Annotated in this window: 25 protein-coding genes; 16 read left to right on the top strand and 9 right to left on the bottom strand. The window is 71.1% G+C overall.

The window, feature by feature from the left end; translation table 11 throughout:
* Nucleotides 1–3: 3 nt before the first annotated feature.
* Nucleotides 4–1,122 (bottom strand): transaldolase, encoded by a 1,119-nt coding sequence (tal, locus tag ACH414_RS22355; protein ID WP_382539900.1) that lies wholly within the window; start codon nucleotides 1,120–1,122, stop codon nucleotides 4–6.
* Between the two features lie 36 nt (nucleotides 1,123–1,158).
* Nucleotides 1,159–3,246, bottom strand: coding sequence for a transketolase (tkt, locus tag ACH414_RS22350; RefSeq protein ID WP_386564921.1), 2,088 nt, complete (start codon nucleotides 3,244–3,246; stop codon nucleotides 1,159–1,161).
* A 327-nt stretch (nucleotides 3,247–3,573) separates the two neighbouring features.
* Between tkt and ACH414_RS22345 the strand changes: the two genes are divergently transcribed.
* The 3 genes from ACH414_RS22345 (at nucleotide 3,574) to ACH414_RS22335 (ending at nucleotide 6,101) form a co-directional block, all read left to right on the top strand.
* On the top strand, nucleotides 3,574–4,521 hold the full coding sequence (locus ACH414_RS22345) for a heme o synthase (protein WP_382539896.1): 948 nt from the start codon (nucleotides 3,574–3,576) through the stop codon (nucleotides 4,519–4,521).
* A gap of 103 nt (nucleotides 4,522–4,624) precedes the next feature.
* A complete protein-coding gene (locus ACH414_RS22340) occupies nucleotides 4,625–4,945 on the top strand; it encodes a hypothetical protein (RefSeq protein WP_382539893.1) in 321 nt (106 codons plus the stop codon).
* Nucleotides 4,946–5,021: 76 nt separating this feature from the next.
* On the top strand, nucleotides 5,022–6,101 hold the full coding sequence (locus ACH414_RS22335; protein ID WP_386564919.1) for an amidohydrolase: 1,080 nt from the start codon (nucleotides 5,022–5,024) through the stop codon (nucleotides 6,099–6,101).
* A gap of 33 nt (nucleotides 6,102–6,134) precedes the next feature.
* On the opposite strand, the gene ACH414_RS22330 is transcribed toward ACH414_RS22335, so the two are convergent.
* From ACH414_RS22330 to ACH414_RS22320, 3 genes are all read right to left on the bottom strand, one after another.
* Nucleotides 6,135–7,103 carry a heme A synthase gene (locus ACH414_RS22330; RefSeq protein ID WP_386565256.1) on the bottom strand — a complete coding sequence of 323 codons (969 nt, stop codon included), beginning with the start codon at nucleotides 7,101–7,103 and terminating at the stop codon, nucleotides 6,135–6,137.
* 97 nt (nucleotides 7,104–7,200) lie between these two features.
* Complete coding sequence (locus tag ACH414_RS22325) at nucleotides 7,201–7,965, bottom strand: ABC transporter permease (RefSeq protein ID WP_382539887.1); 765 nt, start codon at nucleotides 7,963–7,965, stop codon at nucleotides 7,201–7,203.
* Nucleotides 7,966–8,145: 180 nt separating this feature from the next.
* Nucleotides 8,146–9,081, bottom strand: coding sequence for an ABC transporter ATP-binding protein (locus ACH414_RS22320; protein ID WP_382539884.1), 936 nt, complete (start codon nucleotides 9,079–9,081; stop codon nucleotides 8,146–8,148).
* Between the two features lie 111 nt (nucleotides 9,082–9,192).
* On the opposite strand from ACH414_RS22320, the gene ACH414_RS22315 reads away from it, so the two are divergent.
* From ACH414_RS22315 to ACH414_RS22275, 9 genes are all read left to right on the top strand, one after another.
* Nucleotides 9,193–9,981 carry a formate/nitrite transporter family protein gene (locus tag ACH414_RS22315; RefSeq protein ID WP_382539881.1) on the top strand — a complete coding sequence of 263 codons (789 nt, stop codon included), beginning with the start codon at nucleotides 9,193–9,195 and terminating at the stop codon, nucleotides 9,979–9,981.
* Between the two features lie 103 nt (nucleotides 9,982–10,084).
* Complete coding sequence (locus tag ACH414_RS22310; protein WP_382539878.1) at nucleotides 10,085–10,822, top strand: helix-turn-helix transcriptional regulator; 738 nt, start codon at nucleotides 10,085–10,087, stop codon at nucleotides 10,820–10,822.
* Nucleotides 10,819–12,234, top strand: a complete 1,416-nt coding sequence (sufB, locus tag ACH414_RS22305) for a Fe-S cluster assembly protein SufB (protein ID WP_382539877.1) — start codon at nucleotides 10,819–10,821, stop codon at nucleotides 12,232–12,234. The genes ACH414_RS22310 and sufB overlap by 4 nt, the downstream gene beginning before the upstream one ends.
* A 79-nt stretch (nucleotides 12,235–12,313) precedes the next feature.
* Nucleotides 12,314–13,495, top strand: a complete 1,182-nt coding sequence (gene sufD / locus ACH414_RS22300; protein ID WP_386564913.1) for a Fe-S cluster assembly protein SufD — start codon at nucleotides 12,314–12,316, stop codon at nucleotides 13,493–13,495.
* Entirely contained in the window at nucleotides 13,495–13,812 is a 318-nt protein-coding gene (locus ACH414_RS22295) for a bifunctional 3-phenylpropionate/cinnamic acid dioxygenase ferredoxin subunit (protein ID WP_382539871.1), read from the top strand. The genes sufD and ACH414_RS22295 overlap by 1 nt, the downstream gene beginning before the upstream one ends.
* 7 nt (nucleotides 13,813–13,819) lie before the next feature.
* Nucleotides 13,820–14,584 (top strand): Fe-S cluster assembly ATPase SufC, encoded by a 765-nt coding sequence (gene sufC / locus ACH414_RS22290; protein ID WP_046907885.1) that lies wholly within the window; start codon nucleotides 13,820–13,822, stop codon nucleotides 14,582–14,584.
* Nucleotides 14,581–15,849: a cysteine desulfurase gene (locus tag ACH414_RS22285; RefSeq protein WP_382539868.1), complete on the top strand. Its 1,269-nt coding sequence runs from the start codon at nucleotides 14,581–14,583 to the stop codon at nucleotides 15,847–15,849. The genes sufC and ACH414_RS22285 overlap by 4 nt, the downstream gene beginning before the upstream one ends.
* A gap of 10 nt (nucleotides 15,850–15,859) precedes the next feature.
* Nucleotides 15,860–16,324, top strand: coding sequence for a Fe-S cluster assembly sulfur transfer protein SufU (sufU, locus tag ACH414_RS22280; protein ID WP_382539865.1), 465 nt, complete (start codon nucleotides 15,860–15,862; stop codon nucleotides 16,322–16,324).
* The gene (locus ACH414_RS22275) at nucleotides 16,321–16,659 is read left to right on the top strand and encodes a metal-sulfur cluster assembly factor (RefSeq protein WP_046907888.1); all 339 of its coding nucleotides are present in this window, start codon (nucleotides 16,321–16,323) and stop codon (nucleotides 16,657–16,659) included. The genes sufU and ACH414_RS22275 overlap by 4 nt, the downstream gene beginning before the upstream one ends.
* Nucleotides 16,660–16,725: 66 nt before the next feature.
* On the opposite strand, the gene ACH414_RS22270 is transcribed toward ACH414_RS22275, so the two are convergent.
* Entirely contained in the window at nucleotides 16,726–17,790 is a 1,065-nt protein-coding gene (locus ACH414_RS22270; protein ID WP_398943050.1) for an oxidoreductase, read from the bottom strand.
* A 40-nt stretch (nucleotides 17,791–17,830) separates the two neighbouring features.
* Between ACH414_RS22270 and ACH414_RS22265 the strand changes: the two genes are divergently transcribed.
* The 4 genes from ACH414_RS22265 to ACH414_RS22250 all read left to right on the top strand — a co-directional run bounded on the left by ACH414_RS22265 (nucleotide 17,831) and on the right by ACH414_RS22250 (nucleotide 20,660).
* Nucleotides 17,831–18,151, top strand: coding sequence for a DMT family transporter (locus ACH414_RS22265; RefSeq protein ID WP_386564908.1), 321 nt, complete (start codon nucleotides 17,831–17,833; stop codon nucleotides 18,149–18,151).
* Nucleotides 18,151–18,777 (top strand): TetR/AcrR family transcriptional regulator, encoded by a 627-nt coding sequence (locus ACH414_RS22260; RefSeq protein ID WP_398943049.1) that lies wholly within the window; start codon nucleotides 18,151–18,153, stop codon nucleotides 18,775–18,777. Before ACH414_RS22265 ends, ACH414_RS22260 begins: the two co-directional genes overlap by 1 nt.
* Nucleotides 18,778–18,821: 44 nt before the next feature.
* A complete protein-coding gene (gene dapD / locus ACH414_RS22255) occupies nucleotides 18,822–19,805 on the top strand; it encodes a 2,3,4,5-tetrahydropyridine-2,6-dicarboxylate N-succinyltransferase (protein WP_382539854.1) in 984 nt (327 codons plus the stop codon).
* 114 nt (nucleotides 19,806–19,919) lie between these two features.
* On the top strand, nucleotides 19,920–20,660 hold the full coding sequence (locus ACH414_RS22250; RefSeq protein WP_382539851.1) for an SDR family NAD(P)-dependent oxidoreductase: 741 nt from the start codon (nucleotides 19,920–19,922) through the stop codon (nucleotides 20,658–20,660).
* 8 nt (nucleotides 20,661–20,668) lie between these two features.
* On the opposite strand, the gene ACH414_RS22245 is transcribed toward ACH414_RS22250, so the two are convergent.
* From ACH414_RS22245 to ACH414_RS22235, 3 genes are all read right to left on the bottom strand, one after another.
* Nucleotides 20,669–21,604, bottom strand: a complete 936-nt coding sequence (locus ACH414_RS22245; protein WP_382539848.1) for a hypothetical protein — start codon at nucleotides 21,602–21,604, stop codon at nucleotides 20,669–20,671.
* 117 nt (nucleotides 21,605–21,721) lie between these two features.
* The gene (locus ACH414_RS22240) at nucleotides 21,722–22,165 is read right to left on the bottom strand and encodes a GNAT family N-acetyltransferase (RefSeq protein ID WP_382539845.1); all 444 of its coding nucleotides are present in this window, start codon (nucleotides 22,163–22,165) and stop codon (nucleotides 21,722–21,724) included.
* 34 nt (nucleotides 22,166–22,199) lie between these two features.
* Nucleotides 22,200–24,050, bottom strand: a complete 1,851-nt coding sequence (locus ACH414_RS22235; protein WP_382539842.1) for an endonuclease/exonuclease/phosphatase family protein — start codon at nucleotides 24,048–24,050, stop codon at nucleotides 22,200–22,202.
* Between the last annotated feature and the right edge of the window lie 40 nt (nucleotides 24,051–24,090).

Genomic DNA, 24,090 nt, shown 5'->3' with positions numbered 1-24,090 from the left:
TGATTACGCCTCCGAAGGTGCGCGGCGGGCGAGCTCCGCCTCGGTCGACTTGAGCAGGTCGTTCCAGGACGCCTCGAACTTGTCGACGCCCTCGTCCTCCAGGAGCTGGACGACGTCGTCGTACGAGATGCCGAGCTTCGCCACGGCGTCGAGCACCTGGCGGGACTCCTCGTACGTGCCGCGGATGGTGTCGCCGGTGATCGCGCCGTGGTCGGCGGTGGCCTCCAGCGTGGCCTCCGGCATGGTGTTCACCGTGCCCGGGGCGACCAGGTCGTCCACGTACAGGGTGTCCTTGTACGCCGGGTCCTTGACGCCGGTCGAGGCCCACAGCGGACGCTGCTTGTTGGCCTGCGCCTTGTCCAGGGCGGCCCAGCGCTCGGAGGAGAAGACCTCCTCGTACGCCTCGTAGGCGAGACGCGCGTTGGCCAGGGCGGACTTGCCCTTGAGGGCCTTCGCCTCGTCGGTGCCGATGGTGTCGAGGCGCTTGTCGATCTCGGTGTCCACGCGGGACACGAAGAAGGACGCCACGGAGTGGATCTTCGACAGGTCGAGGCCGCGCTCGCGGGCCTTCTCCAGGCCGGCCAGGTAGGCGTCCATGACCGCGCGGTAGCGCTCCAGCGAGAAGATCAGCGTCACGTTGACGCTGATGCCGAGGCCGATGACCTCGGTGATCGCCGGCAGACCCGCCTTGGTGGCCGGGATCTTGATGAGGGTGTTGGGGCGGTCCACCAGCCAGGCCAGCTGCTTGGCCTCGGCGATGGTGGGGACCGTCTCGTGGGCCAGACGGGGGTCCACCTCGATGGAGACCCGGCCGTCCTGGCCGTCGGTCGCCTCGAAGACCGGGCGCAGGATGTCGGCGGCGTCCCTCACGTCAGCCGTCGTGATCATGCGGATGGCCTCGTCCACGGTCACCTTGCGGGAGGCCAGGTCGGCGAGCTGCTGCTCGTAACCGTCGCCCGAGGTGATCGCCTTCTGGAAGATGGACGGGTTGGTGGTCACACCGACCACATGGCTCTGGTCGATGAGCTCGGCCAGGTTGCCGGACGTGATCCGCTTGCGCGAAAGGTCGTCCAGCCAGATCGCGACGCCTTCGTCGGAGAGGCGCTTGAGAGCGTCTGTCATGGGAATTGCATCTCCATTAAGTCGTACGTATGCGCGTCAGCGCGCGACGGCGTCCAGGGATTCCCGGGCGGCGGCGACGATCGCCTCCGGCGTGAACCCGAACTCGCGGAACAGGACCTTGGCGTCGGCCGAGGCACCGAAGTGCTCCAGCGAGACGATCCGGCCGGCGTCGCCGACGTACTTGTGCCAGGTCAGACCGATGCCGGCCTCGACCGCGACACGCGCCGCGACGGACGGCGGCAGAACCGAGTCCTTGTACGCCTGCTCCTGCTCCTCGAACCACTCCACCGACGGCATCGAGACCACCCGGGTCGGGACGCCTGCGGCCTGCAGCTGCTCCCGGGCCTCGACGGCCAGGTGCACCTCGGAGCCGGTCGCGATGAGGATCAGCTGCGCCTCGCCGCCCTCGGCCTCGAACAGCACGTAGCCGCCCTTGGCCGCGTCCTCGTTCGGCGCGTAGGTCGGCACGCCCTGGCGGGTGAGGGCGAGACCGTGCGGGGCGCCCTTGCCGAAGACCTTGGTGTGCCGCTTCATGATCTCGCGCCAGGCGATCGCCGTCTCGTTGGCGTCGGCCGGGCGGACCACGTTCAGACCCGGGATCGCGCGCAGCGAGGCCAGGTGCTCCACCGGCTGGTGGGTCGGGCCGTCCTCGCCCAGGCCGATCGAGTCGTGCGTCCACACGTACGTCACCGGCAGGTGCATCAGCGCGGACAGGCGCACGGCGTTGCGCATGTAGTCGGAGAACACCAGGAAGGTGCCGCCGTAGACGCGCGTGTTGCCGTGCAGGGCGATGCCGTTCATCTCCGCGGCCATCGAGTGCTCGCGGATGCCGAAGTGGATCGTCCGGCCGTACTTGTCCGCCTCGGGGAGCGGGTTGCCCTCCGGGAGGAAGGAGGACGACTTGTCGATCGTGGTGTTGTTGGAGCCGGCGAGGTCGGCCGAGCCGCCCCACAGCTCCGGGATCACCGCGCCGAGCGCCTGCAGGACCTTGCCCGACGCGGCACGCGTCGCGATGCCCTTGCCCGCCTCGAAGACCGGGAGCTTCTCCTCCCAGCCGGCCGGGAGCTCGTTGGCCTGGATGCGGTCGAACTCGGCCGCCCGCTCCGGGTTGGCGGTGCGCCACTCGGCCAGCGACTTCTCCCACGCGGCGCGGGCCTCGCGGCCGCGGTCGCCGAGGGCGCGGGTGTGCGCGATGACCTCGTCGGTGACCTCGAAGGTCTGCTCCGGGTCGAAGCCCAGGACGCGCTTGGTGGCGGCGATCTCCTCGTCGCCCAGCGCCGAGCCGTGCGCGGCCTCGGTGTTCTGGGCGTTCGGCGCCGGCCAGGCGATGATCGAGCGCATCGCGATGAACGAGGGGCGCTCGGTCTCGGCCTCGGCGGCCTTGATCGCGGCGTACAGGGCGGCCGGGTCCAGGTCGCCGTTGGCCTGCGGCTCCACGCGCTGCACGTGCCAGCCGTAGGCCTCGTACCGCTTCATCGTGTCCTCGGACACGGCGGTCTCGGTGTCGCCCTCGATCGAGATGTGGTTGTCGTCCCACAGCAGGATCAGGTTGCCGAGCTTCTGGTGTCCGGCGAGCGAGGAGGCCTCGGCGGAGATGCCCTCCTGGAGGCAGCCGTCACCGGCGATCACGTAGACGCGGTGATCGAAGGGAGAGGTGCCCTGGGGGGCCTCCGGGTCGAACAGGCCGCGCTCGTAGCGGGCGGCCATGGCCATGCCCACCGCGTTCGCGACGCCCTGGCCCAGCGGGCCGGTGGTCGTCTCCACGCCGGCCGTGTGGCCGTACTCCGGGTGGCCCGGGGTCTTCGAGCCCCAGGTGCGGAAGGCCTTCAGGTCGTCGAGCTCGAGACCGAAGCCGCCCAGGTAGAGCTGGGTGTAGAGGGTCAGGGACGAGTGCCCGGCGGAGAGCACGAAGCGGTCGCGGCCCACCCATTCCGGGTCGGCCGGGTCGTGCCGCATCACCTTCTGGAAGAGGGTGTACGCGGCGGGCGCCAGGCTCATCGCCGTACCGGGATGGCCGTTTCCGACCTTCTGAACGGCGTCGGCGGCAAGGATGCGGGCGGTGTCCACGGCCCGCTGGTCCAGTTCGGTCCACTCGAGGTCTGTGGTCGTCGGCTTAGTGCTCACCCTGAGTCAGGGCTCCTCTCCGCATGTCTGTAGCCGGTGACTGAGGGTGTCCCGGCGATGTCGAGCCTACCCCCGGAATTCGTCCCTCTTTTCGTGTTCATGCCGCTCATATGTGCGCTCACAGCAAAGACTGCCGGGGCCCGCGGGAGTTCGCCTCCCGAGGCGGACGAGGGGCACGTCCACCCCTTGGGACGCGCCCCCGCCAACACGACCCCACCCCCGCGAAGATCGGCGTATGGGCAACGTCTACAGTGGCGTGGTACGCGCAAGTCTTTACCCCGTTTTCATCCGGGGAGCTTGCTGGGAATTTCTCTGTCAGGGGTGTGCGTGACGGCCGTCGAGTCCCGACCCGCAGGGGTCGTCTTGACTCCCAGCCCGGGGGGCCATCGGCCGTTCGGGGCCCGCGTCAAGGCATTCGTGGCGCTGACCAAGCCGCGGATCATCGAGCTGCTGCTCATCACCACCGTTCCGGTGATGTTCCTCGCCGAACAGGGCGTGCCCGATCTGTGGCTCGTGCTCGCCACGTGTTTCGGCGGATATCTGTCGGCGGGTGGCGCAAACGCGCTGAACATGTACATCGACCGGGACATCGACGCCCTGATGGACCGCACGTCCCAGCGTCCGCTCGTCACCGGCGTGCTCACTCCGCGTGAGGGGCTGGTCTTCGGACTCACCCTCGCTGTGGTCTCCACGCTCTGGTTCGGGCTGCTCGTCAACTGGCTGTCGGCCGCCCTCTCGCTCGGCGCGCTCCTCTTCTACGTCGTGGTCTACACGATGATCCTCAAGCGGCGCACCGCCCAGAACATCGTCTGGGGCGGCATCGCGGGCTGTCTGCCGGTGCTCATCGGCTGGTCGGCCGTCACGAACTCGATGTCGTGGGCCGCGGTCATCCTCTTCCTCGTCATCTTCTTCTGGACGCCGCCGCACTACTGGCCGCTGTCGATGAAGGTGAAGGACGACTACGCCCGCGCGGGCGTGCCCATGCTGCCGGTGCTCGCCACCAACAAGGTCGTCGCCAAGCAGATCGTGCTCTACAGCTGGGTCATGGTCGCCGTCTCCCTGCTGCTCACCCCGCTGGGCTACACCGGCTGGTTCTACACCGCCGTGGCGCTGGCGACCGGCGGCTGGTGGCTGTGGGAGGCGCACGCCCTGCTCAACCGGGCCAAGGCGGGCGCCACGGGCGCCAAGCTCAAGGAGATGCGCCTCTTCCACTGGTCCATCACCTATGTCTCGCTGCTCTTCGTGGCGGTCGCGGTGGACCCCTTCCTGCGCTAGGGGCGTCTCGTCCCTACGGACCCGGTCGACGGCCGGGGCGCGTGGCCCACGCCACGTGCCCCGGCCGTCGCCGATTGATCTACCCGCGAGTAGCATCCTTGCCATGGCAGACACGAAGCAGGCGGAGCGCAGGGCGGCGAAGCTCGCCAAGCAGATCAAGGCGTTCTCCACGAAGCACGGCGGCGCCGAGGGCCAGCTCGCCCACATCGGCCAGGCCGGGACCCGGATCGTCCTCGTGGGCGAGGACGGCGGCTGGGGCGACCTGGTGGCACCGACGTACGCGACCGCCCAGCTGGCCGCCGAGAAGGCCGGTCTCACCCTCCACGAGGAGTTCGACGGCGAGTTCGCCGCCAAGGTCGTCACCGGTCCCTACGAGTGGACCCGAATGGCCGGTATCCAGGTCGGCGGGCCCTCCGACGGCTGACGCCGCAAGGCAACAACCTCGCGCGGGGCTCACCCGTTAGGAGGGGTGGAAGCCCGTCCTCACGTGGGAGCCCCCGATGATCCACACTCCGAGCCTGGTGGACCAGTACTGCCACGGGGTGCTCCGTACGGAGCTCGGCCTCGGCAGCTTCGAGACGCACCTCGCCCCCGCCGCCGCGCTCCCGGCGGCCGGCACCACCTTCTTCGACACCCAGACCGGCTTCGCGGTACGCCGCTGGTGTCCGCCGCTCCTCGGACTCGAACCGCACTGCCCGCCCGCCCGCTATCTCGCCAGGCGCCGTGAACTCGGCGTCGTCGAGTCCGGCCGGCGCCTGCTGCGGGCCTCCGGGATCGCCACCTACCTGGTCGACACCGGGCTCCCCGGCGACCTGACCGGCCCCGCCGAGCTCGCCGCGACCGGGGGAGCCGCCGCGCACGAGATCGTCCGGCTCGAACTCCTCGCCCAGCAGGTCGCCGACACCTCCGGCACCGTCGAGGCCCTCCTGGCCAACCTCGCCGAGGCCGTCCACGCGGCCGCCGCGGGAGCCGTCGCCTTCACCTCCGTCGCGGGCGTACGGGGCGGGCTCGCGGCCGTCCCCGAGCCGCCCGGACCCGGCGAGGTGCGCGGCGCGGCCGGGCGCTGGCTGGCCCGGCGGGCGGTCGGCGGGGCGGTGGACGACCCGGTGCTGCTGCGCCACCTGCTGTGGGTCGCGCTCGGGACGGGCCGGCCGCTCCAGCTGCACGTGGGGGAGCGGGACCCCGGCTCCCTGGCCGGCTTCGCCGCCGCCACCGGCGGACTCGGCACGGACCTGGTGCTGCTGCACGGCTACCCGCACCACCGCCAGGCGGCGGGGCTCGCGGCGCGCTTCCCGCACGTCTACGCGGACCTCGGACCGGTCGTCGCGCGCACCGGGGCCAGGGCCGCGGGGGTGCTGGCCGAGTTCCTGGAGCTGGCGCCCTTCGGCAAGCTCCTCTACTCCAGCGGCGCCCGCGCCCTGCCGGAGCTGCACGTCGTCGCCGCCAGCATCTTCCGCGGCGCCCTCGCCCGGGTCCTGGGCGAGTGGGTCGGCGACGGCGCCTGGTCCCGTACGGACGCCCAGCGGGTCGCCGACATGATCGCGGCGGGGAACGCGCGACGGGTGTACGGACTGGGGTGAGGAACGGACCGGCGGGCGGGCCGGGGCCCGGTCTCAGGCGGTCGCGAGTTCCGCGTCCGGCTGGGCCGGGATGCCCGGGGTCGTCGTCGGGCGCTCGCGCAGGCTCAGGGCCAGCCGCAGCACCGCGATCCACATCAGGGAGGAGCCCAGCATGTGCGCGGCGACCAGGAGCTCGGGCACGCCGGTGAAGTACTGGACGTAGCCGATGATCCCCTGCGCGAACAGCACGATCAGCAGGTCCCTGGCCCGTGCCCGGGTGTCGTCCGGGGCGTCCACCACGCGCAGCACCAGCCACATCGCGAGGGCCAGGGCGACCACCACCCAGGCGGCGATGGCGTGGACGTGGGCCGCGTTCGTCCAGTCCCAGGGCATCCGCGGCACGTCGCTGGAGTCGCCCGCGTGCTTGCCGGCGCCCGTCACCGTCGTGCCCAGCGCGATGAGCAGCGCGGAGACCAGGACGATCGCCCAGGACAGCTTGCGGACCGGGCGCGGGACGCGCGGCTTGGGGGTGCCGTCGCCCTCGCCGGTGCGGTGCCAGGTGATGACCGCCACCGTGAGCAGAGAGTTCGCGGCCAGGAAGTGACCGGCCACGGTCCACGGGTTGAGCCCCATCCACACCGTGACGCCGCCGATGACGGCGTTGCTCATCACGATCCAGAACTGGGCCCAGCCGAGCCGGGTGAGGCTCCGGCGCCGGGGCTTGGCGGAGCGGGCCGCGATGATCGCCCAGCCGACGGCCGCCGACAGGACGTAGGTCAGCATGCGGTTGCCGAACTCGACGAAGCCGTGGAAGCCCTGCTCGGCGGTGACGATGAGGCTGTCGTCCGTGCACTTGGGCCAGGTGTCGCAGCCGAGACCGGAGCCGGTCAGCCGGACCGCGCCGCCGGTGACGATGATGACCACGCTCATCACGACGGCGGAGAGCGCGGCGCGCCGGAGCGTCCGGGGGGACGGGGTCCAGCGCTGGGCGATGAAGGCGAGGGGGGTCAGCACGGGCCCTATCGTAGGCGCGGGCTTGTGCGCGTTTTCACGAGGGGTGTGTTCCGGGCGTTTGTGCCGCGAAACGTCACCGGGCGCTCACCCTCCGGGCCCGCCCGGCCTACTCCCAGCGGAAGAACCGGGCCGCCGCGCCGAGCCCGAGCACCGCCCACACCGCGAGGATCAGCGCGTCGCCCCAGGGCATCCCGGCGCCGTCCTGGAGCACGTCCCGCAGCCCGTCGGAGAGCGCGGAGATGGGCAGGAAGGCGAGCACGTCGCCGGCGGCGCCGAACTTCTCCAGCGGCACCATGACCCCGCCGCCCACCAGGAGCAGCAGGAAGACCAGGTTGGCCGCGGCCAGCGTCGCCTCCGCCTTCAGCGTGCCGGCCATCAGGAGGCCGAGCCCGGAGAAGGCGGCGGTGCCGAGGACGAGCAGGAGCAGGACGGAGGCGGCGTTCCCCTGCGGCGACCAGCCCAGGGCGAGCGCGATGCACGTCAGGAGCGCGACCTGGAGGACCTCGGTGACCAGCACCGACAGCGTCTTGGCGGCCATCAGCGCCCAGCGGGGCAGCGGCGAGGCCCCGAGCCGCTTGAGCACCCCGTAGCGGCGCTCGAAGCCGGTGGCGATGGCCTGGCCGGTGAAGGCGGTGGACATCACGGCGAGCGCGAGGACGCCCGGGGCGAGGAAGTCGACGGCCTTGTCCGTGCCCGTGTCGACGATGTCCACCGTCGAGAAGAGCACCAGCAGCAGGGAGGGGATGACCACCGTGAGGAGCAGCTGCTCGCCGTTGCGCAGCAGCATCCGGGTCTCCAGGGCGGTCTGCGCGGCGATCATCCGGCCGACCGGGGCCGCTCCCGGCTTCGGCGCGTACGTACCCGTGCTCATCCGCGCAGCTCCTTGCCGGTCAGCTCAAGCCCGTGCCTGCCCGGGGGACGACCCCCGGACCCCCGGCGGATCGCCGTGTCGCCCCGCTTCATGACCTCAGCTCCTTGCCGGTCAGCTCAAGCCCGTGCCTGCCCGGGGGACGACCCCCGGACCCCCCGCGGATCGCCGTGTCGCCCCGCTTCATGACCTCAGCTCCTTGCCGGTCAGCTCAAGAAAAACGTCTTCGAGGGTGTGGCGCTCGACCGAGATCCGGTCGGGCATCACGCCGTGCTGCGCGCACCAGCTGGTGACGGTGGCGAGCAGCTGGGGGTCGACCGTGCCGGTCAGCCGGTACGAGCCCGGGGTGGGCTCCGTCGCGGCGGTGCCGTCCGGCAGGGCCTTCAGGAGCGAGCCGAGGTCGAGGCCGGGGCGGCCGGTGAAGCGCAGGGTGTTCTCGGCGCCGCCGCGGCACAGCTGCTCGGGGCTGCCCTGGGCGACGACCCGGCCGGCGTCGATGATCGCGACGTCGTCGGCGAGCTCCTCCGCCTCGTTCATGAAGTGGGTGGTGAGCACGACCGTCACGCCGTCGGCGCGCAGCTCGCGGACCAGGTCCCAGGTGGCCCGGCGGGCCTGCGGGTCGAGTCCGGCGGTCGGCTCGTCGAGGAAGACCAGTTCGGGGCGGCCCACGACGGCCATGGCGAGCGAGAGGCGCTGCTGCTGGCCGCCGGAGAGGCGCCGGTAGGCGGTCCGGCCGCAGGAGCCGAGGCCGAGGCGCTCGATCAGGGCGTCGACGTCCAGCGGGTGCGCGTGCAGCTTGGCCATGTGGCGCAGCATCTCCTCGGCGCGGGCGCCGGAGTAGACGCCGCCGGACTGGAGCATCACGCCGATCCGGGGGCGCAGCGCGGCGGCGTCGGCGACCGGGTCGAGGCCGAGGACGCGCACGGTGCCGGCGTCCGGCTTCCGGTAGCCCTCGCAGGTCTCGACCGTGGTGGTCTTGCCGGCGCCGTTGGGCCCGAGGACGGCCGTCACGGTGCCGGCCCGGACGTCGAGGTCGAGGCCGTCGACGGCGGTCTTCGTGCCGTACCGCTTGACCAGGCCACGGACCCGGACGGCGGACTCGACGGACTCGTTTCGCATGCCGGGAAGTCTAGAGAGGGGGCGAAGGTCCCTCCGGCGCGGGGCCCGGGTCCCTTGGGTCGGGACCTTTACGTGCGCCTGACGGCCGGCGCCGGAACTAGCGTCGGCAGGGTGATCAGTGTGGCGGAGAACCTGCGGGAGACGGCCGGGCAGGCCGAGCACAAGGCGCACGACCTGGCGCGCCCCGGCCGCTACGCGGTGTCGTCGGTGCTGGCGGGGGCGTACATCGGCGTGGGGGAGGTGCTGCTGCTGGTGGCGGTGTCGCCGTTCGTGGCGCAGCACTCGGCTGCCGCGCGGCTCCTGGAGGGGGCGGTCTTCCCGGTCGCGCTGACGATCGTGATGTTCGCGGGGGCGCAGCTGTTCACGAGCAATGTGATGGTGATGCTGCTCGGTGCGCTGTCCGGCCGTACGGGATGGCGGGATCTGGCCGGCAGCTGGGCGCTCTCGCTGGGCGGGAACGCCGTGGGGGCCTTCGCCTTCGGGGCGATGGTGCACGCCTCCGGGGTGCTGTCGGCGCCGTCGGCGAAGGCGATGCTGGCGGAGCTGGTGGCGGGCAAGGAGGCGCTCGCGGGCGGGCAGCTGTTCTGGCGGGCGGTGCTCTGCAACATGCTCGTGTGCCTGGCGATCTGGATGTTCTACCGGGCGCGGGGGGACGCGGCGAAGGTGTTCGTGCTGTGGCTGCCGGTGCTGGTGTTCGTGGCGGTGGGCTTCGAGCACTGCGTGGCGAACATGGCGCTGTTCTCGCTGGCGATCCTCGACGGCACGGCCGGTTTCGGCGATCTGCTGCGCAATCTGCTGTTCACCGTGCCGGGCAACATCGTCGGCGGCGGACTGCTGGTGGGCTGCTCCTACTGGTTCACCGGCGGGCCGGAGACCAGGCCGAAAACGTCCTACGAATGATCGTTTTCGCAGGTCAGGTAAGCCTTACCTGAGTGATGCACGACATCGTCACCGCTCACGAGGCGGCTTGTCACTCCTCGATTAATTACGCAACAATGGCGTTGTGAAAAACGTTGGCGCGGCTCCGGTGGAGGAACTCGCGACCCGAGAGCGTTCCACGCGCAACCGGGTCGCGCGCTCGATCCTGGATCACGGGCCCTCGACCGTCGCCGACCTCGCGGAGCGCCTCGGCCTCACCCAGGCCGCCGTCCGCCGCCACCTGGACTCGCTGGTCGCCGACTCCGTCGTCGAAGCCCGTGAGAAGCGCGTCTACGGGACCCGCGCCCGTGGCCGCCCCGCGAAGGTCTTCGCGCTCACCGACTGCGGCCGCGACGCCTTCGACCAGTCGTACGACTCCCTGGCCGTCGAGGCGCTCCGCTGGATCGAGCGCAACGCCGGGGGAGAGGCGGCCGTCGCCGCCTTCGCCCGCGACCGCGTCGAGGCCCAGGCCGCCGCGTACCGCGAGGCCGTCGAGTCGGCCGAGCCGGAGGAACGCACCGAGGCTCTCGCCAAGGCGCTGACCGCGGACGGGTACGCTGCCACTGCGCGCAACGCGCCGGTCGGCGAGCAGCTCTGCCAGCACCACTGCCCGGTCGCCCACGTCGCCGAGCAGTACCCCCAGCTGTGCGAGGCGGAGACGGAGATCTTCTCCCGCCTCCTCGGGACCCACGTCCAGCGCCTGGCCACCATCGCGCATGGTGACGGCGTCTGCACGACCTTCATCCCGCACGGCAGCCCCCAGGGGCCACAGACCAGTTCATCATCAGCATCCGCAAGCACGGCCGGGAGGAACCCCGCATGACCACCGAGATCAGCCACCCCGAGCTCGAGGGCCTGGGTCGGTACGAGTACGGCTGGGCCGACTCGGACGCGGCCGGTGCCGCCGCCAAGCGCGGCCTCAACGAGGACGTCGTCCGCGACATCTCCGCGAAGAAGAACGAGCCCGAGTGGATGCTGAAGCTGCGCCTCAAGGGTCTGCGGCTCTTCGACAAGAAGCCCATGCCGACCTGGGGCTCCGACCTGTCCGGCATCGACTTCGACAACATCAAGTACTTCGTGCGGTCCACCGAGAAGCAGGCGGAGTCCTGGGAGGACCTGCCGGAGGACATCAAGAACACGTACGACAAGCTCGGCATCCCGGAGGCGGAGAAGCAGCGCCTCGTCGCCGGTGTCGCCGCCCAGTACGAGTCCGAGGTCGTCTACCACCAGATCCGCGAGGACCTGGAGGAGCAGGGCGTCATCTTCGTCGACACCGACACCGCGCTGAAGGAGCACGAGGAGCTCTTCAAGGAGTACTTCGGCACCGTCATCCCGGTCGGCGACAACAAGTTCGCCTCGCTGAACACGGCCGTGTGGTCCGGCGGATCGTTCATCTACGTGCCGAAGGGCGTGCACGTCGAGATCCCGCTGCAGGCCTACTTCCGTATCAACACGGAGAACATGGGCCAGTTCGAGCGGACGCTGATCATCGTCGACGAGGACGCCTACGTCCACTACGTCGAGGGCTGCACCGCCCCGATCTACTCCTCCGACTCGCTGCACAGCGCCGTCGTCGAGATCATCGTGAAGAAGGGCGGCCGCTGCCGCTACACGACCATCCAGAACTGGTCGAACAACGTCTACAACCTTGTGACCAAGCGCGCCGTCGCCTACGAGGGCGCCACCATGGAGTGGGTCGACGGCAACATCGGCTCCAAGGTCACCATGAAGTACCCGGCCGTCTACCTGATGGGCGAGCACGCCAAGGGCGAGACCCTGTCCATCGCCTTCGCGGGCGAGGGCCAGCACCAGGACGCCGGCGCCAAGATGGTCCACATGGCCCCGAACACCTCCTCCAACATCGTCTCCAAGTCGGTGGCGCGAGGCGGCGGCCGCACCTCCTACCGCGGTCTCATCGAGATCGGCGAGGGTGCCCCGGGCGCCAAGTCGAACGTGCTGTGCGACGCGCTGCTCGTCGACACGATCTCCCGCTCGGACACGTACCCCTACGTGGACGTCCGCGAGGACGACGTGTCCATGGGCCACGAGGCCACCGTCTCCAAGGTCTCCGAGGACCAGCTCTTCTACCTGATGAGCCGCGGCCTCACCGAGTTCGAGGCGATGGCCATGATCGTCCGCGGCTTCGTCGAGCCCATCGCGAAGGAGCTGCCGATGGAGTACGCGCTGGAGCTGAACCGGCTGATCGAGCTGCAGATGGAAGGGTCGGTCGGCTGAGGCCCCAGGCCTCGCCCCGCCCCGCCCGTACCGCAGCACTGATTTCTTTTTGACGCAGGAAGAGAGCAACACGACAGCCATGGCTGAGGCTCAGAACATCCCCGCGGGCTCCACCACCGCGGGCTCGATCGCGGTGGCCGCCGAGTCCACCGTCGCCACGCGCATGAGCGCCCCGCCCTCCTTCGACGTGGCGGACTTCCCGGTCCCGCACGGCCGCGAGGAGGAGTGGCGCTTCACCCCGCTGGAGCGCCTGCGCGGTCTGCACGACGGCACCGCCGTCGTCTCCGGCGAAGGCGTCCGCGTCGAGGTCGAGGCCCCCGAGGGCGTCACCGTGGAGACCGTGGGCCGTGACGACGCGCGCCTCGGCAAGGCCGGCACGCCGGTCGACCGGGTCGCCGCCCAGGCGTACACCTCCTTCGAGAAGGCCTCGGTCGTCACCGTCGCCAAGGAGGCCGTCCTCAGCGAGCCGATCCGCATCGCCGTGCACGGCCAGGGCGGCGTCGCCTTCGGCCACCAGGTGATCGAGCTCGGCGCCTTCGCCGAGGCCGTCGTGGTCATCGACCACACCGGTGACGCGGTGCTCGCCGCCAACGTCGACTACGTGCTCGGCGACGGCGCCAAGCTCACCGTCGTCTCCGTCCAGGACTGGGACGAGAAGGCCGTCCACGTCGCCCAGCACAACGCGCTGGTCGGCCGCGACGCCTCCTTCAAGTCGGTCGTCGTCACCTTCGGCGGCGACGTCGTGCGCATCCACCCGCGCGTGACCTACGCGGCCCCCGGCGGCGAGGCCGAGCTCTTCGGCCTCTACTTCACCGACGCCGGCCAGCACCAGGAGCACCGCCTCCTGGTCACCCACAACGTCCCGCACTGCAAGTCCAACGTGGCCTACAAGGGCGCGCTGCAGGGCGAGGCCGCGCACGCGGTCTGGATCGGCGACGTCCTCATCGAGGCCGCGGCCGAGGGCACCGACACCTACGAGCTCAACCGGAACCTGGTCCTCACCGACGGTGCCCGGGTCGACTCCGTGCCGAACCTGGAGATCGAGACCGGCGAGATCGCCGGCGCCGGCCACGCCTCCGCCACCGGCCGCTTCGACGACGAGCAGCTCTTCTACCTGATGTCCCGCGGCATCCCGGAGGCCGAGGCCCGCCGCCTCGTCGTCCGCGGCTTCTTCGCCGAGCTGGTCCAGCAGATCGGCCTGCCGGACGTCCAGGAGCGCCTGCTCGCCAAGATCGAGGCCGAGCTGGAGGCGTCCGTCTGATGGCCTTCGTCCGCGCCTGTGCGCTGAGCGAGCTGGAGGAGGACACCCCGAAGCGGGTGGAACTCGACGGCACGCCGGTGTCCATCGTCCACACCGAGGGCGAGGTGTACGCGATCCACGACATCTGCTCGCACGCGAACGTCTCCCTCTCCGAGGGCGAGGTGGAGGACTGCCAGATCGAGTGCTGGCTGCACGGCTCCGCGTTCGACCTCCGCACCGGCAAGCCGTCCGGCCTCCCCGCGACGCGCCCCGTCCCCGTATACCCCGTACAGATCGAAGGGGACGATGTGCTCGTCTCCGTCACCCAGGAGTCCTGAGTCACCCATGGCAACGCTTGAAATCCACGACCTGCACGTCTCCGTCGAGGCCGAGAACGGTCCGCGCGAGATCCTCAAGGGTGTCGACCTGACCATCAAGCAGGGCGAGACCCACGCCGTCATGGGCCCGAACGGCTCCGGCAAGTCGACCCTGGCGTACTCGCTGGCCGGCCACCCGAAGTACACGATCACCGGCGGCACCGTCACCCTCGACGGTGAGGACGTCCTGGAGATGTCGGTCGACGAGCGCGCCCGTGCCGGCGTCTTCCTCGCCATGCAGTACCCGGTCGAGGTCCCCGGCGTCTCGGTCTCCAACTTCCTGCGCACCTCCGCCACCGCCGTGCGCGGCGAGGCGCCCAAGCTGCGCACCTGGGTGAAGGAGGTCAAGTCCGCGATGGAGCAGCTCCAGATGGACCCGGCCTTCGCCGAGCGCAACGTCAACGAGGGCTTCTCCGGCGGTGAGAAGAAGCGCCACGAGATCCTCCAGCTCGAGCTGCTCAAGCCGAAGATCGCGATCCTCGACGAGACCGACTCCGGCCTCGACGTCGACGCCCTTCGCATCGTCTCCGAGGGCGTCAACCGCGTCCGCGAGACCGGCGAGGTCGGCACCCTGCTGATCACGCACTACACGCGCATCCTGCGCTACATCAAGCCCGACTTCGTGCACGTCTTCGCGAACGGCCGCATCGTCGAGTCCGGTGGCGCCGAGCTCGCCGACCAGCTGGAGAACGAGGGCTACGACAAGTACGTGAAGGGTGGCGCATCCGCGTGACTTCCGCCCATCAGGGGCTGACCGGCCTCCTCGACACCGAGGCGATCCGCAAGGACTTCCCGCTCCTGGATCGTCTGGTCCACGACGACAAGAAGATCGTCTACCTGGACTCCGCGGCCACCTCGCAGAAGCCGCGCCAGGTCCTCGACGCCCTGAACGCGTACTACGAGCGGCACAACGCCAACGTTCACCGCGGTGTCTACACGGTCGCCGAGGAGGCCACCGCGCTGTACGAGGGCGCCCGCGACAAGGTCGCCGCCTTCATCAACGCGCCGAGCCGCGACGAGGTGATCTTCACCAAGAACGCCTCCGAGTCGCTCAACCTCGTGGCCAACATGCTGGGCTGGGCCGAGGAGCCCTACCGCGTGGACCACGAGACCGAGATAGTCATCACGGAGATGGAGCACCACTCCAACATCGTCCCGTGGCAGCTGCTCGCGCAGCGCACCGGCGCGAAGCTGAAGTGGTTCGGTCTGACCGACGAGGGCCGCCTCGACCTGTCGAACATCGAGGAGCTGATCACCGAGAAGACCAAGGTGGTCTCCTTCACCCTGGTCTCCAACCTCCTCGGTACGGTCAACCCGGTCGAGACGATCATCCGCCGGGCCCAGGAGGTCGGCGCGCTGGTCTGCATCGACGCCTCCCAGGCCGCCCCGCACATGGTGCTCGACGTGCAGGCGCTGCAGGCCGACTTCGTGGCCTTCACCGGCCACAAGATGTGCGGCCCGACCGGCATCGGCGTGCTGTGGGGACGGCAGGAGCTCCTGGAGGACCTGCCGCCGTTCCTCGGTGGCGGCGAGATGATCGAGACCGTCTCGATGCACTCCTCCACCTACGCGCCGGCCCCGCACAAGTTCGAGGCGGGTACGCCCCCGATCGCCCAGGCCGTCGGCCTCGGCGCGGCCGTGGACTACCTGTCGGCGATCGGCATGGAGAACATCGCGCGCCACGAGCACGCGATCACCGAGTACGCCGTCCGCCGCCTCCAGGAGGTCCCGGACCTGCGGATCATCGGCCCCACCACGGCCGAGGACCGCGGCGCGGCGATCTCCTTCACGCTCGGCGACATCCACCCGCACGACGTGGGCCAGGTCCTCGACGAGCAGGGCATCGCCGTGCGCGTGGGCCACCACTGCGCGCGCCCGGTCTGCCTGCGCTACGGAATTCCTGCGACCACGCGGGCGTCGTTCTATCTGTACTCCACCCCGGCCGAGGTCGACGCCCTGGTCGCGGGTCTGGAGCACGTACGGAACTTCTTCGGCTAGGGGACGCCTCGTGAAGCTGGATTCGATGTACCAGGACGTCATCCTGGACCACTACAAGCACCCGCACGGGCGCGGTCTTCGGGACGGCGACGCCGAGGTGCACCACGTCAACCCGACGTGCGGTGACGAGATCACCCTCCGCGTGAAGTACGAGGGCTCGCGCATCGAGGACGTGTCGTACGAGGGCCAGGGCTGCTCCATCAGCCAGGCCTCGGCCTCCGTCCTCAACGAGCTGCTCGTCGGCAAGGAGCTGGCCGAGGCGCAGAAGATCCAGGGCACCTTCCTGGAGCTGATGCAGTCCAAGGGCCAGATCGAGCCGGACGACGCGATGGAGGAGATCCTGGAGGACGCGGTCGCGTTCGCCGGTGTCTCGAAGTACCCGGCCCGGGTGAAGTGCGCGCTGCTCAGCTGGATGGCGTGGAAGGACGCGACGGCCCAGGCCCTGGGTTCCGACGCTGAGAGGAAGTCGGCATGACCGAGAACGCCGAGGCCACGATGAAGCCGGCCTCCGAGGAAGAAGTCCGTGAGGCGCTGTACGACGTCGTCGACCCCGAGCTGGGCATCGACGTGGTCAACCTGGGCCTGATCTACGGCATCCACATCGACGACTCGAACGTCGCGACGCTGGACATGACCCTGACGTCGGCGGCCTGTCCGCTGACCGATGTGATCGAGGACCAGGCGAAGGCCGCCACCGACGGCATCGTCAACGAGCTGAAGATCAACTGGGTCTGGATGCCCCCGTGGGGTCCGGACAAGATCACGGACGACGGCCGCGAGCAGCTGCGCGCGCTCGGGTTCAACGTCTGAGCCTGACAGGCCGGAAGGGCCGCACCCCCTGGGGGTGCGGCCCTTCGCCGTGTGTCGGAGCGCGGCTCAGAGCACCCCGGCCGCCCGGGCCAGGACCGGGCCCAGGTTCTCCTTGCGGATGCGCTGGTCCACGTAGAGGAGGGCGGACAGCAGGGGCTGGAGGGGGGCCAGGACGGCCTGGACGGCGAAAGAGCCGATGAGGACGAAGGCCATCAGGCCGGACATCGAGGCGAGGAACGCGCCGGGGGAGTCGCCCGGGTCGAAGCTCATCGTCGACATCGGGATCCAGGCGAGGATCGAGAGGACCTGCTGGACGGCCCAGCTGACGACGGCCACGATCGCGCCCATGGCGATCGTGCAGCCGAAGACGCGCCACCAGGAGCCGCGGACCAGGGCGGCGGAGCGGCGCAGCGCGGCCAGGGCGCCGCTGCCCTCGATGACGGCGGCCGCGGGGGCCAGGCTGAACTTCACCCAGAGCCAGAGGGCGAAGGGGACGGTCGCCAGGGCGGCCAGGAAGATCACCAGTCCGGCGATCAGCTGGCCCACGCCCTCGTCGCTCCCGGACGCCCCGATGCCCATGATCGTGCCCGCCATCAGGAAACCGGCGCCGAGCACGAAGAGCGCCGCCGGCACGAACGTGGCCAGCACGGTCAGGAAGACCGAGCCCAGCACCGCGCCGAGGCGCGACCAGGCGCGGCGCCAGACGGCCCCGAGGCCGATGGGCCGGCCGACCACCGCCTCCTGGGCGACGACCGGGGCGGAGGCGTGGACCAGGCCGGTGGCGAGGACCAGGCAGACGGCGCCGACCAGCCAGACGCAGCCGAAGGCGACGAACAGCGCCTGGAGGTCGGCCCAGTCGGGGTCCTGGTACTTCGGCAGGTTCGAGAGCCGGTCGACGGTGCCCGACACGGCGTTCCAGGCGAGCAGGAGCGCACCGACCACGATCGCCGTCGCCGTCCCGTAGGCGGTCGCGGCGACGCCGACGAGCGGCTTCCAGTACCGCCCGTACGCACTGAACGCGCCCGTCAGGAGCTGGCCGAACGTCAGCGGCACCAGCGGTATGACGCCGGGCTTCGGCGGTGGCGGCGGGGGAGCGTATCCGTATCCGTACGGCCCCGAGGGATATGTCATGCGCACACCGTATCGGCAGCCGTTGTGTACGCTCGTACACATGGGATACGGACTGCTCGCGGGCGCCATAGCGGCGGAGATCGTCGCCACCACCTCCATGAAGTACAGCGAGGGTTTCTCCAAGCTCGTGCCCTCCCTGATCACCGGCGCCGGCTATCTCCTCGCCTTCGCGCTGCTCGCCCAGGCGCTCAAGACCCTCCAGGTCGGCACCGCCTACGCCATCTGGTCCGGGGTCGGCACCGCCGCCGTCGCCGTCATCGGCGCCCTCTTCCTCGGCGAGAGCCTCACCCCCGCCAAGATCGGCGGCATCGTGCTGATCATCGCGGGGGTCGCCGTCCTCAACCTCGGCGGAGCCCACTGATGGCCCGGCCCCGGCGGCACGACCCCGAGCGGCGCGAGCGGATCGTCGACGCCGCCCTGCGCGTGGTCGGACGCGCCGGGATCGGCGGCCTGAGCCACCGCACCGTCGCCGCCGAGGCCGACGTGCCGCTCGGCTCCACCACGTACCACTTCGCCTCCCTCGACGAACTCCTCGTCGCCGCCCTGCGCCGGGCCAACGACAACTTCGGCCGCGCGCTGCGCGAGAGCCCGGAGCTCGCCGACCCCGGCCACGACCTCGCCACCGCCCTCTCCCGGCTGACCGGCGAGTGGATCGGCGGCGAACGGACCGGAGTGGAGCTGGAGTACGAGCTCTACCTCGCCGCCCTGCGCCGCCCCGCCCTTCGCCCCGTCGCCGCCGAATGGGCCGAGGACGTCGCCGCCTGCCTCGCCCCGCGCACCGACCCCGCCACCGCCCGCGCCGTCATCGCCCTCCTGGACGGCATCTGCCTGCAGGTCCTGCTCACCGACGGCAGCTACGACGAGGAGTACGCCCGCGAGATGCTCGGCCGGATCCTCGCCGGCGGTTCGCCCGCGACGGCTGAACGAAGCGCCGAAGGCCCGGTCCGCGCGTCGTCCGAAACGCCAGGGACGCGGCCCGACACCTGAGACCGGTTGGCCCGCGGAGGGGCCCGCCGGTTAGGTTTTCCGTCATGACCACTGCTCCTCGCACCACCGGCGCCGTCGCCGCCGGCCTCGCCACCATCGCCGGCGACGGCACCGTTCTCGACACCTGGTTCCCCGCCCCCGAGCTGACCGACGCCCCCGGCCCCGCCGGCACCCGGCGGCTGGACGTCGACGAGGCCGTCAACGCCCTCGGCGAAGGCGCCGCCAAGGCCCTCGGCGTGGACGCCCGCCGTGGTGTCGAGGTGGTCGCCGTCCGCACCGTCATCGCCTCGCTCGACGACAAGCCGCTCGACGCCCACGACGCCTACCTGCGCCTCCACCTGCTCAGCCACCGGCTGGTCAAGCCGCACGGCCAGAGCCTGGACGGCCTCTTCGGCCTGCTCGCCAACGTCGCCTGGACCTCGCTCGGCCCGGTCGCCGTGGACGACATCGAGAAGGTGCGGCTCAACGCCCGCGCCGAGGGCCTGCACCTCCAGGTCACCTCGATCGACAAGTTCCCCCGCATGACCGACTACGTCGTGCCCGCCGGCGTCCGCATCGCCGACGCCGACCGGGTCCGCCTCGGCGCCCACCTCGCCGCCGGCACCACCGTCATGCACGAGGGCTTCGTCAACTTCAACGCCGGCACCCTCGGCACCTCCATGGTCGAGGGCCGCATCTCCGCCGGTGTCGTCGTCGGCGACGGCTCCGACATCGGCGGCGGCGCCTCCACCATGGGCACCCTCTCCGGCGGCGGCAACGTCGTCATCTCCATCGGCGAGCGCTGCCTCATCGGCGCCGAGGCGGGCGTCGGCATCGCGCTCGGCGACGAGTGCGTCGTCGAGGCCGGCCTGTACGTCACCGCCGGCACCCGGGTCACCATGCCCGACGGCCAGATCGTCAAGGCCCGCGAGCTCTCCGGTGCCTCGAACATCCTCTTCCGCCGCAACTCGGTCACCGGCGCCGTCGAGGCCCGCCCGAACAACGCGGTCTGGGGCGGCCTCAACGAGATCCTGCACAGCCACAACTGAGCCACCCCGCCCGTGCCGTCCGGCCCGCCGCCCCGTAAAGGGACGGCGGGCCGGACGCCGTCTCTGGCATGATCCCCCTGCGCGACAGGAGGCCACGAGACAAGGAACAGCACCATGACCGAACAGCAGCCCGTCGCCCTCGTCACCGGCTCGTCCTCCGGCATCGGGGCCGCCGTCGCCCGCAGGCTCGCCGCCGCGGGCTACCGGGTCGCCGTCAACTCGGCCCGCTCCGTCGAGGCGGGCGAGAAGCTCGCCGCGGAACTCCCCGGCGCCCACTACGTCCGGGCCGACGTCGCCGACCAGGCCCAGGCCACCCGCCTCGTCGAGGAGACCGTGGCGCACTTCGGCCGCCTGGACCTGCTGGTCAACAGCGCGGGCACCACCCGCTTCATCCCACACGACGACTTCGAGGCGGCCTCGCCCGACGTGTGGCGCCACCTCTACGACGTCAACGTCATCGGCGTCTGGCAGACCGTCACCGCCGCCGTGCCGCATCTGCGCGCGGCCGGGGGCGCGATCGTCAACATCTCCTCGCAGGCCGGCGTCCGGCCGGGCGGCAGCTCCATCCCGTACGCGGTGACGAAGGCCGCGGTCAACCACATGACCAAGCTGCTCGCCAAGACCCTGGGCCCCGAGGTGCGGGTCAACGCGGTCGCTCCGGGGCTCATCGACACCCCGTGGTTCGACGGCGTCGAGGGCGCCGACGCCGCCAAGGAACACGTCGCCTCGGTGGTGCCGCTGCGCCGGGTGGGACGGCCCGAGGACATCGCCGAGGCCGTGCACGACCTCGCCAAGGCCACGTACATCACGGGCGAGGTGCTGCTCGTGGACGGCGGCGGCCACCTGCTCGGCTGAGCGGGCCGTCAGCCCTCCTCGCCGTGGCGACGGCGGGCGCGGGCACGGGCGAGCATGGTCAGGGCGGTGCCGAGGGTGACCGCGGCGCCGGCCGCCAGGGGCCACCGTCCGGTGCCCCCGCCGGTGTCGGCCAGCCTGCCGCCCCCCGTCTGCTCCGGCGCGGGGTCCCCCGCCGGGTCGGGGGCCGGGGCGGGGGCGGAGGTGTGCCCGGGGCCGGGCGTCGGCCGCGGGCCGCCGGGGTCCGGCGTGGGCTTCGGTTCGGGGTCGGGCGTCGGCTTCGGGTCGGGTGTCGGCTTCGGGTCCGGGGTGGGCTCGGGGTCCGGTGTCGGCTTCGGGTCCGGCGTCGGTTCCGGGTCGGGGTCCGGGTCGGCCGGGCGGTAGATCTCGGACTCGGTCCATCCGGCGCCCTCGCCCTCGTCGTCGCCGTACTCCACGTTCACCCCCGCGCCGAAGGCGTAGAACTGCGAGGGGGCGTCCGCCGTGAACTTCATGCGCAGCGGAAAGGTGCTCGTCCCGGGCGGGAAGGGACGCCCGCCCAGAGCCGGATCCGTGTTGAGGAGATGCGACGGCTGCGGCGGGCTGAACTCCTGCTCCCGCCACTGCCCGTCGACCTTCATCTGGATCCGTATCTGCTCCGGCCGCAGACCTGGGTAGTCCTCGTCGACGTCCCACCACAGCAGGACCTCCAGGTCCCGCAGCACCCCGTCGCCGGTGTTGTCCAGGGTGAGCGTGAACTCCTGCCACTCGCCGCCCGCGAGGAATCGTTTCGGAAGTCCGCTCACGCTGGGGACCACCAGTACGTCCGGCGTCTTCCGCTCCTCCGCCGCGTCCGGAACGGACACGGCGGGCGGGCGGGACGCGTCCGCCGCCGCGGGGGTGGCCGGCCAGGTGGCGGGGGACAGGACCGAGGCGGCCGCGAGGGCTGCGATGCGCGTGGATTTCAAGGGATTCGTCGTTTCGCCGAGGTGGACGGGACGATTCCACCCTGGGGCGACGAACCGTCACCGGGTACCCCGTCGCGGTTGATCGACCCATAAACGACGTTTATCGCCCATCCGCCGCTAAAGGCTCAGCTTGAACCCGTCGTGGCTGCGGGCGTAGCCCAGCGAGGCGTAGAAGCGGTGGGCGTCGGTGCGGTTCTTGTTGCTGGTGAGCTGGACCAGCGCGCAGCCGCGGGCGCGGGCCCGGGCTGCCGCGCGCTCCATCAGCTCCCGGCCGAGCCCGCCGCCGCGCCGGTCGGCCCGGACGCGGACCGCCTCGATCAGGGCGCGTTCGGCGCCGCCCTTGCCCAGGCCGGGGATGTACGTGGCCTGGAGGCAGCCCACCACCACACCGTCCTGGAGCAGCACGAGCATCTCGTTGCGGGGGTCGGCCTCGATGGCCGCGAACGCCCGCTCGTAGGCGGGGGTGACGGTCACCGAGGCCGGGTCCACCACGCCGTCCTCGTCGGCGAGCAGCGCGAGGACGGCGGGCAGGTCGGCACGGGTGGCGGGGCGCAGGATCACGGCCCGCAGTCTCGCACACCCGTGCCCACGGGGATCACGGGCGGAAGCGCAGCACCTGCGGGTCGTGGTCGCTGTTCTGGTCCGCGAACTCCGCGTTGATGTGCACGCTGTCGTACTCGAAGTGGTGCACGCCGGGGCTGGTCAGGATCTGGTCGAGGACCTGGCTGTTGCCCTGGTAGACGTACGAGTAGCGCTCGCTCTCCGGGAGCGAGGAGATGGCCGGGTACAGCGCGCCGCCGTCCGTCATCGCCTGCGTGGTGCCGGAGAACTCGAAGTCGTTCATGTCGCCGACGACGAGGACGTCCGCCTGCTTGTCGACGGCCTCGATCTCCTTGACGAAGGCGTTGACGGCCTGGGCCTGGAGCAGGCGCTTGGCCTCGGAGGAACGGTTCGGCGGCTGGTGGTGCGAGACGATCGACTCGTCGCCGCCCTTGGAGGTGAGGTGGTTGGCGACCACGATCACCGTGCGGCCGCGGAAGCGGAACTCGCCCGCGAGCGGCTTGCGGCTGTTCTCCCAGGCGGTGTTCGCCGGGTCGACGCGGCCGGGGGAGAGGGTGAGGTGGGCGTCGCCCTTGGTGCCCGTCACCGCGGTCGGGGTGGTCGCGTCGCCGCCCGCGCGGTCGACGAAGGAGACCCGCGCGGGGTTGAAGAGGAAGACCTGACGGATGTTGCCGCCGGGCTCGCCGCCGTCCTTGCCGTTCTGCGGGTCGATCGAGCGCCACTGGTACGCCGGGCCGCCGGCCGCGACGATCGCCGCGGTGAACTTCTTCAGCGTCTCGCCGGCCGTGACCGTGCCGTCGTTCTTGGCGCCGTTGTCGTCCTGGATCTCCTCCAGGGCGACGATGTCGGGCGAGGCCAGGTTCTCGACGACCGCCTTGGCGAGCGCGTCGAACTTCTCCTGCGGGTCGCTCGGGTCGAGGTTCTCCACGTTGTACGTGGCGACCGCCAGCTCGTTCTTGTGCTGGCGCTCGGTCACCTCGCGCTCCAGGCCGAGGTCCACGTGCTCGCCCAGGGTGTTCGCGACGAGCGTGTAGCCGCCGAACTGGTTGAAGTCCAGCGGGCCCTCGGTCGGGCCGGCCAGCCAGTCGCCGACGTTCGCCTTGGGGAAGGGGTGCTGGGAGACCGGGGCGAGCTGCTGGATCTGCAGCCGGCCGGTGTTCTGCGCGTCGTACGAGCCGTAGACCGTGCCGCCGCGCTCGTTGTCGTTCTCGAACGGCTTCACCGTCACCCACAGCTCGGAGTACGGGTCGGTCGCGCCGACCACCCGAGAGGAGCCGATGCGGACGTTGGTGCCCTCCAGGGACTCGTAGTAGTCCAGGGCGTAGGCCTCGGGGTCCAGGGTGAGCCCGTTGATCGAGCCGCCGGCGGCCGGGTCGCCCGCGGGGGCGTACGCGTCGGGGACGGAGCCGGCCGAGACGATGACGGGCGCCGGGACCGGGTTGCCCTTCGACAGGACCGTGACGACCGGCTTGGAGATCTGGGTCAGCGACTGGTTGCCGGAGGTCAGGCCGCCCGGCACGTACTCGGTCACGGTGCCGTTGACGCTCACCGAGTCGCCGACGGCGACGGTCGGCACGGAGCTGGTGAAGACGAAGATGCCCTCGCTGGTGGCCGCGTTGTCGTCGGCCTGCGGGTCCTGGATCCAGAAGCCGCGCGAGCCGTACGTCCGCACGCCGGTGACGATGCCGGTGACACCCGCGACCGGCTTGCCGACGAGCGGCGAGACCCGGGTCGTGCCCTGGATGTCGTGGATGCGGACGGTCCCGGCGGCCACGCCGGCGGTCGCCTCGTCGGCCGAGGCGGTCGCGCCGCCCAGCAGACCCGCGGCGAGGGCGGCGGAGACGACGGCGGCGACGGCGGCCGATCTCGGTATGGAGGAAGACATCAAGGAGCTCCGTGAGGGCTTGGAGAAACGATCGAACTGT

This window comes from Streptomyces sp. NPDC020422, from assembly GCF_044386705.1.
Lineage (GTDB): Bacteria > Actinomycetota > Actinomycetes > Streptomycetales > Streptomycetaceae > Streptomyces.
Note: the sequence above shows the minus strand (reverse complement) of the source record. Positions and strands in the feature narration are given on the sequence as shown.

What these genes read in the sequence shown, in the direction of transcription:
- ACH414_RS22260 (WP_398943049.1), top strand. Translation starts at nt 18,151, where the DNA reads ATGGCCCGGCCCCGGCGGCACGACCCCGAGCGGCGCGAGCGGATCGTC.
- ACH414_RS22265 (WP_386564908.1), top strand. Translation starts at nt 17,831, where the DNA reads ATGGGATACGGACTGCTCGCGGGCGCCATAGCGGCGGAGATCGTCGCC.
- ACH414_RS22320 (WP_382539884.1), bottom strand. Translation starts at nt 9,081, where the DNA reads ATGCGAAACGAGTCCGTCGAGTCCGCCGTCCGGGTCCGTGGCCTGGTC.
- ACH414_RS22335 (WP_386564919.1), top strand. Translation starts at nt 5,022, where the DNA reads ATGATCCACACTCCGAGCCTGGTGGACCAGTACTGCCACGGGGTGCTC.
- ACH414_RS22295 (WP_382539871.1), top strand. Translation starts at nt 13,495, where the DNA reads ATGGCCTTCGTCCGCGCCTGTGCGCTGAGCGAGCTGGAGGAGGACACC.
- ACH414_RS22235 (WP_382539842.1), bottom strand. Translation starts at nt 24,050, where the DNA reads ATGTCTTCCTCCATACCGAGATCGGCCGCCGTCGCCGCCGTCGTCTCC.
- tal (WP_382539900.1), bottom strand. Translation starts at nt 1,122, where the DNA reads ATGACAGACGCTCTCAAGCGCCTCTCCGACGAAGGCGTCGCGATCTGG.
- ACH414_RS22275 (WP_046907888.1), top strand. Translation starts at nt 16,321, where the DNA reads ATGACCGAGAACGCCGAGGCCACGATGAAGCCGGCCTCCGAGGAAGAA.
- dapD (WP_382539854.1), top strand. Translation starts at nt 18,822, where the DNA reads ATGACCACTGCTCCTCGCACCACCGGCGCCGTCGCCGCCGGCCTCGCC.
- ACH414_RS22340 (WP_382539893.1), top strand. Translation starts at nt 4,625, where the DNA reads ATGGCAGACACGAAGCAGGCGGAGCGCAGGGCGGCGAAGCTCGCCAAG.
- sufD (WP_386564913.1), top strand. Translation starts at nt 12,314, where the DNA reads ATGGCTGAGGCTCAGAACATCCCCGCGGGCTCCACCACCGCGGGCTCG.
- ACH414_RS22250 (WP_382539851.1), top strand. Translation starts at nt 19,920, where the DNA reads ATGACCGAACAGCAGCCCGTCGCCCTCGTCACCGGCTCGTCCTCCGGC.
- sufB (WP_382539877.1), top strand. Translation starts at nt 10,819, where the DNA reads ATGACCACCGAGATCAGCCACCCCGAGCTCGAGGGCCTGGGTCGGTAC.
- ACH414_RS22325 (WP_382539887.1), bottom strand. Translation starts at nt 7,965, where the DNA reads ATGAGCACGGGTACGTACGCGCCGAAGCCGGGAGCGGCCCCGGTCGGC.
- sufC (WP_046907885.1), top strand. Translation starts at nt 13,820, where the DNA reads ATGGCAACGCTTGAAATCCACGACCTGCACGTCTCCGTCGAGGCCGAG.
- ACH414_RS22270 (WP_398943050.1), bottom strand. Translation starts at nt 17,790, where the DNA reads ATGACATATCCCTCGGGGCCGTACGGATACGGATACGCTCCCCCGCCG.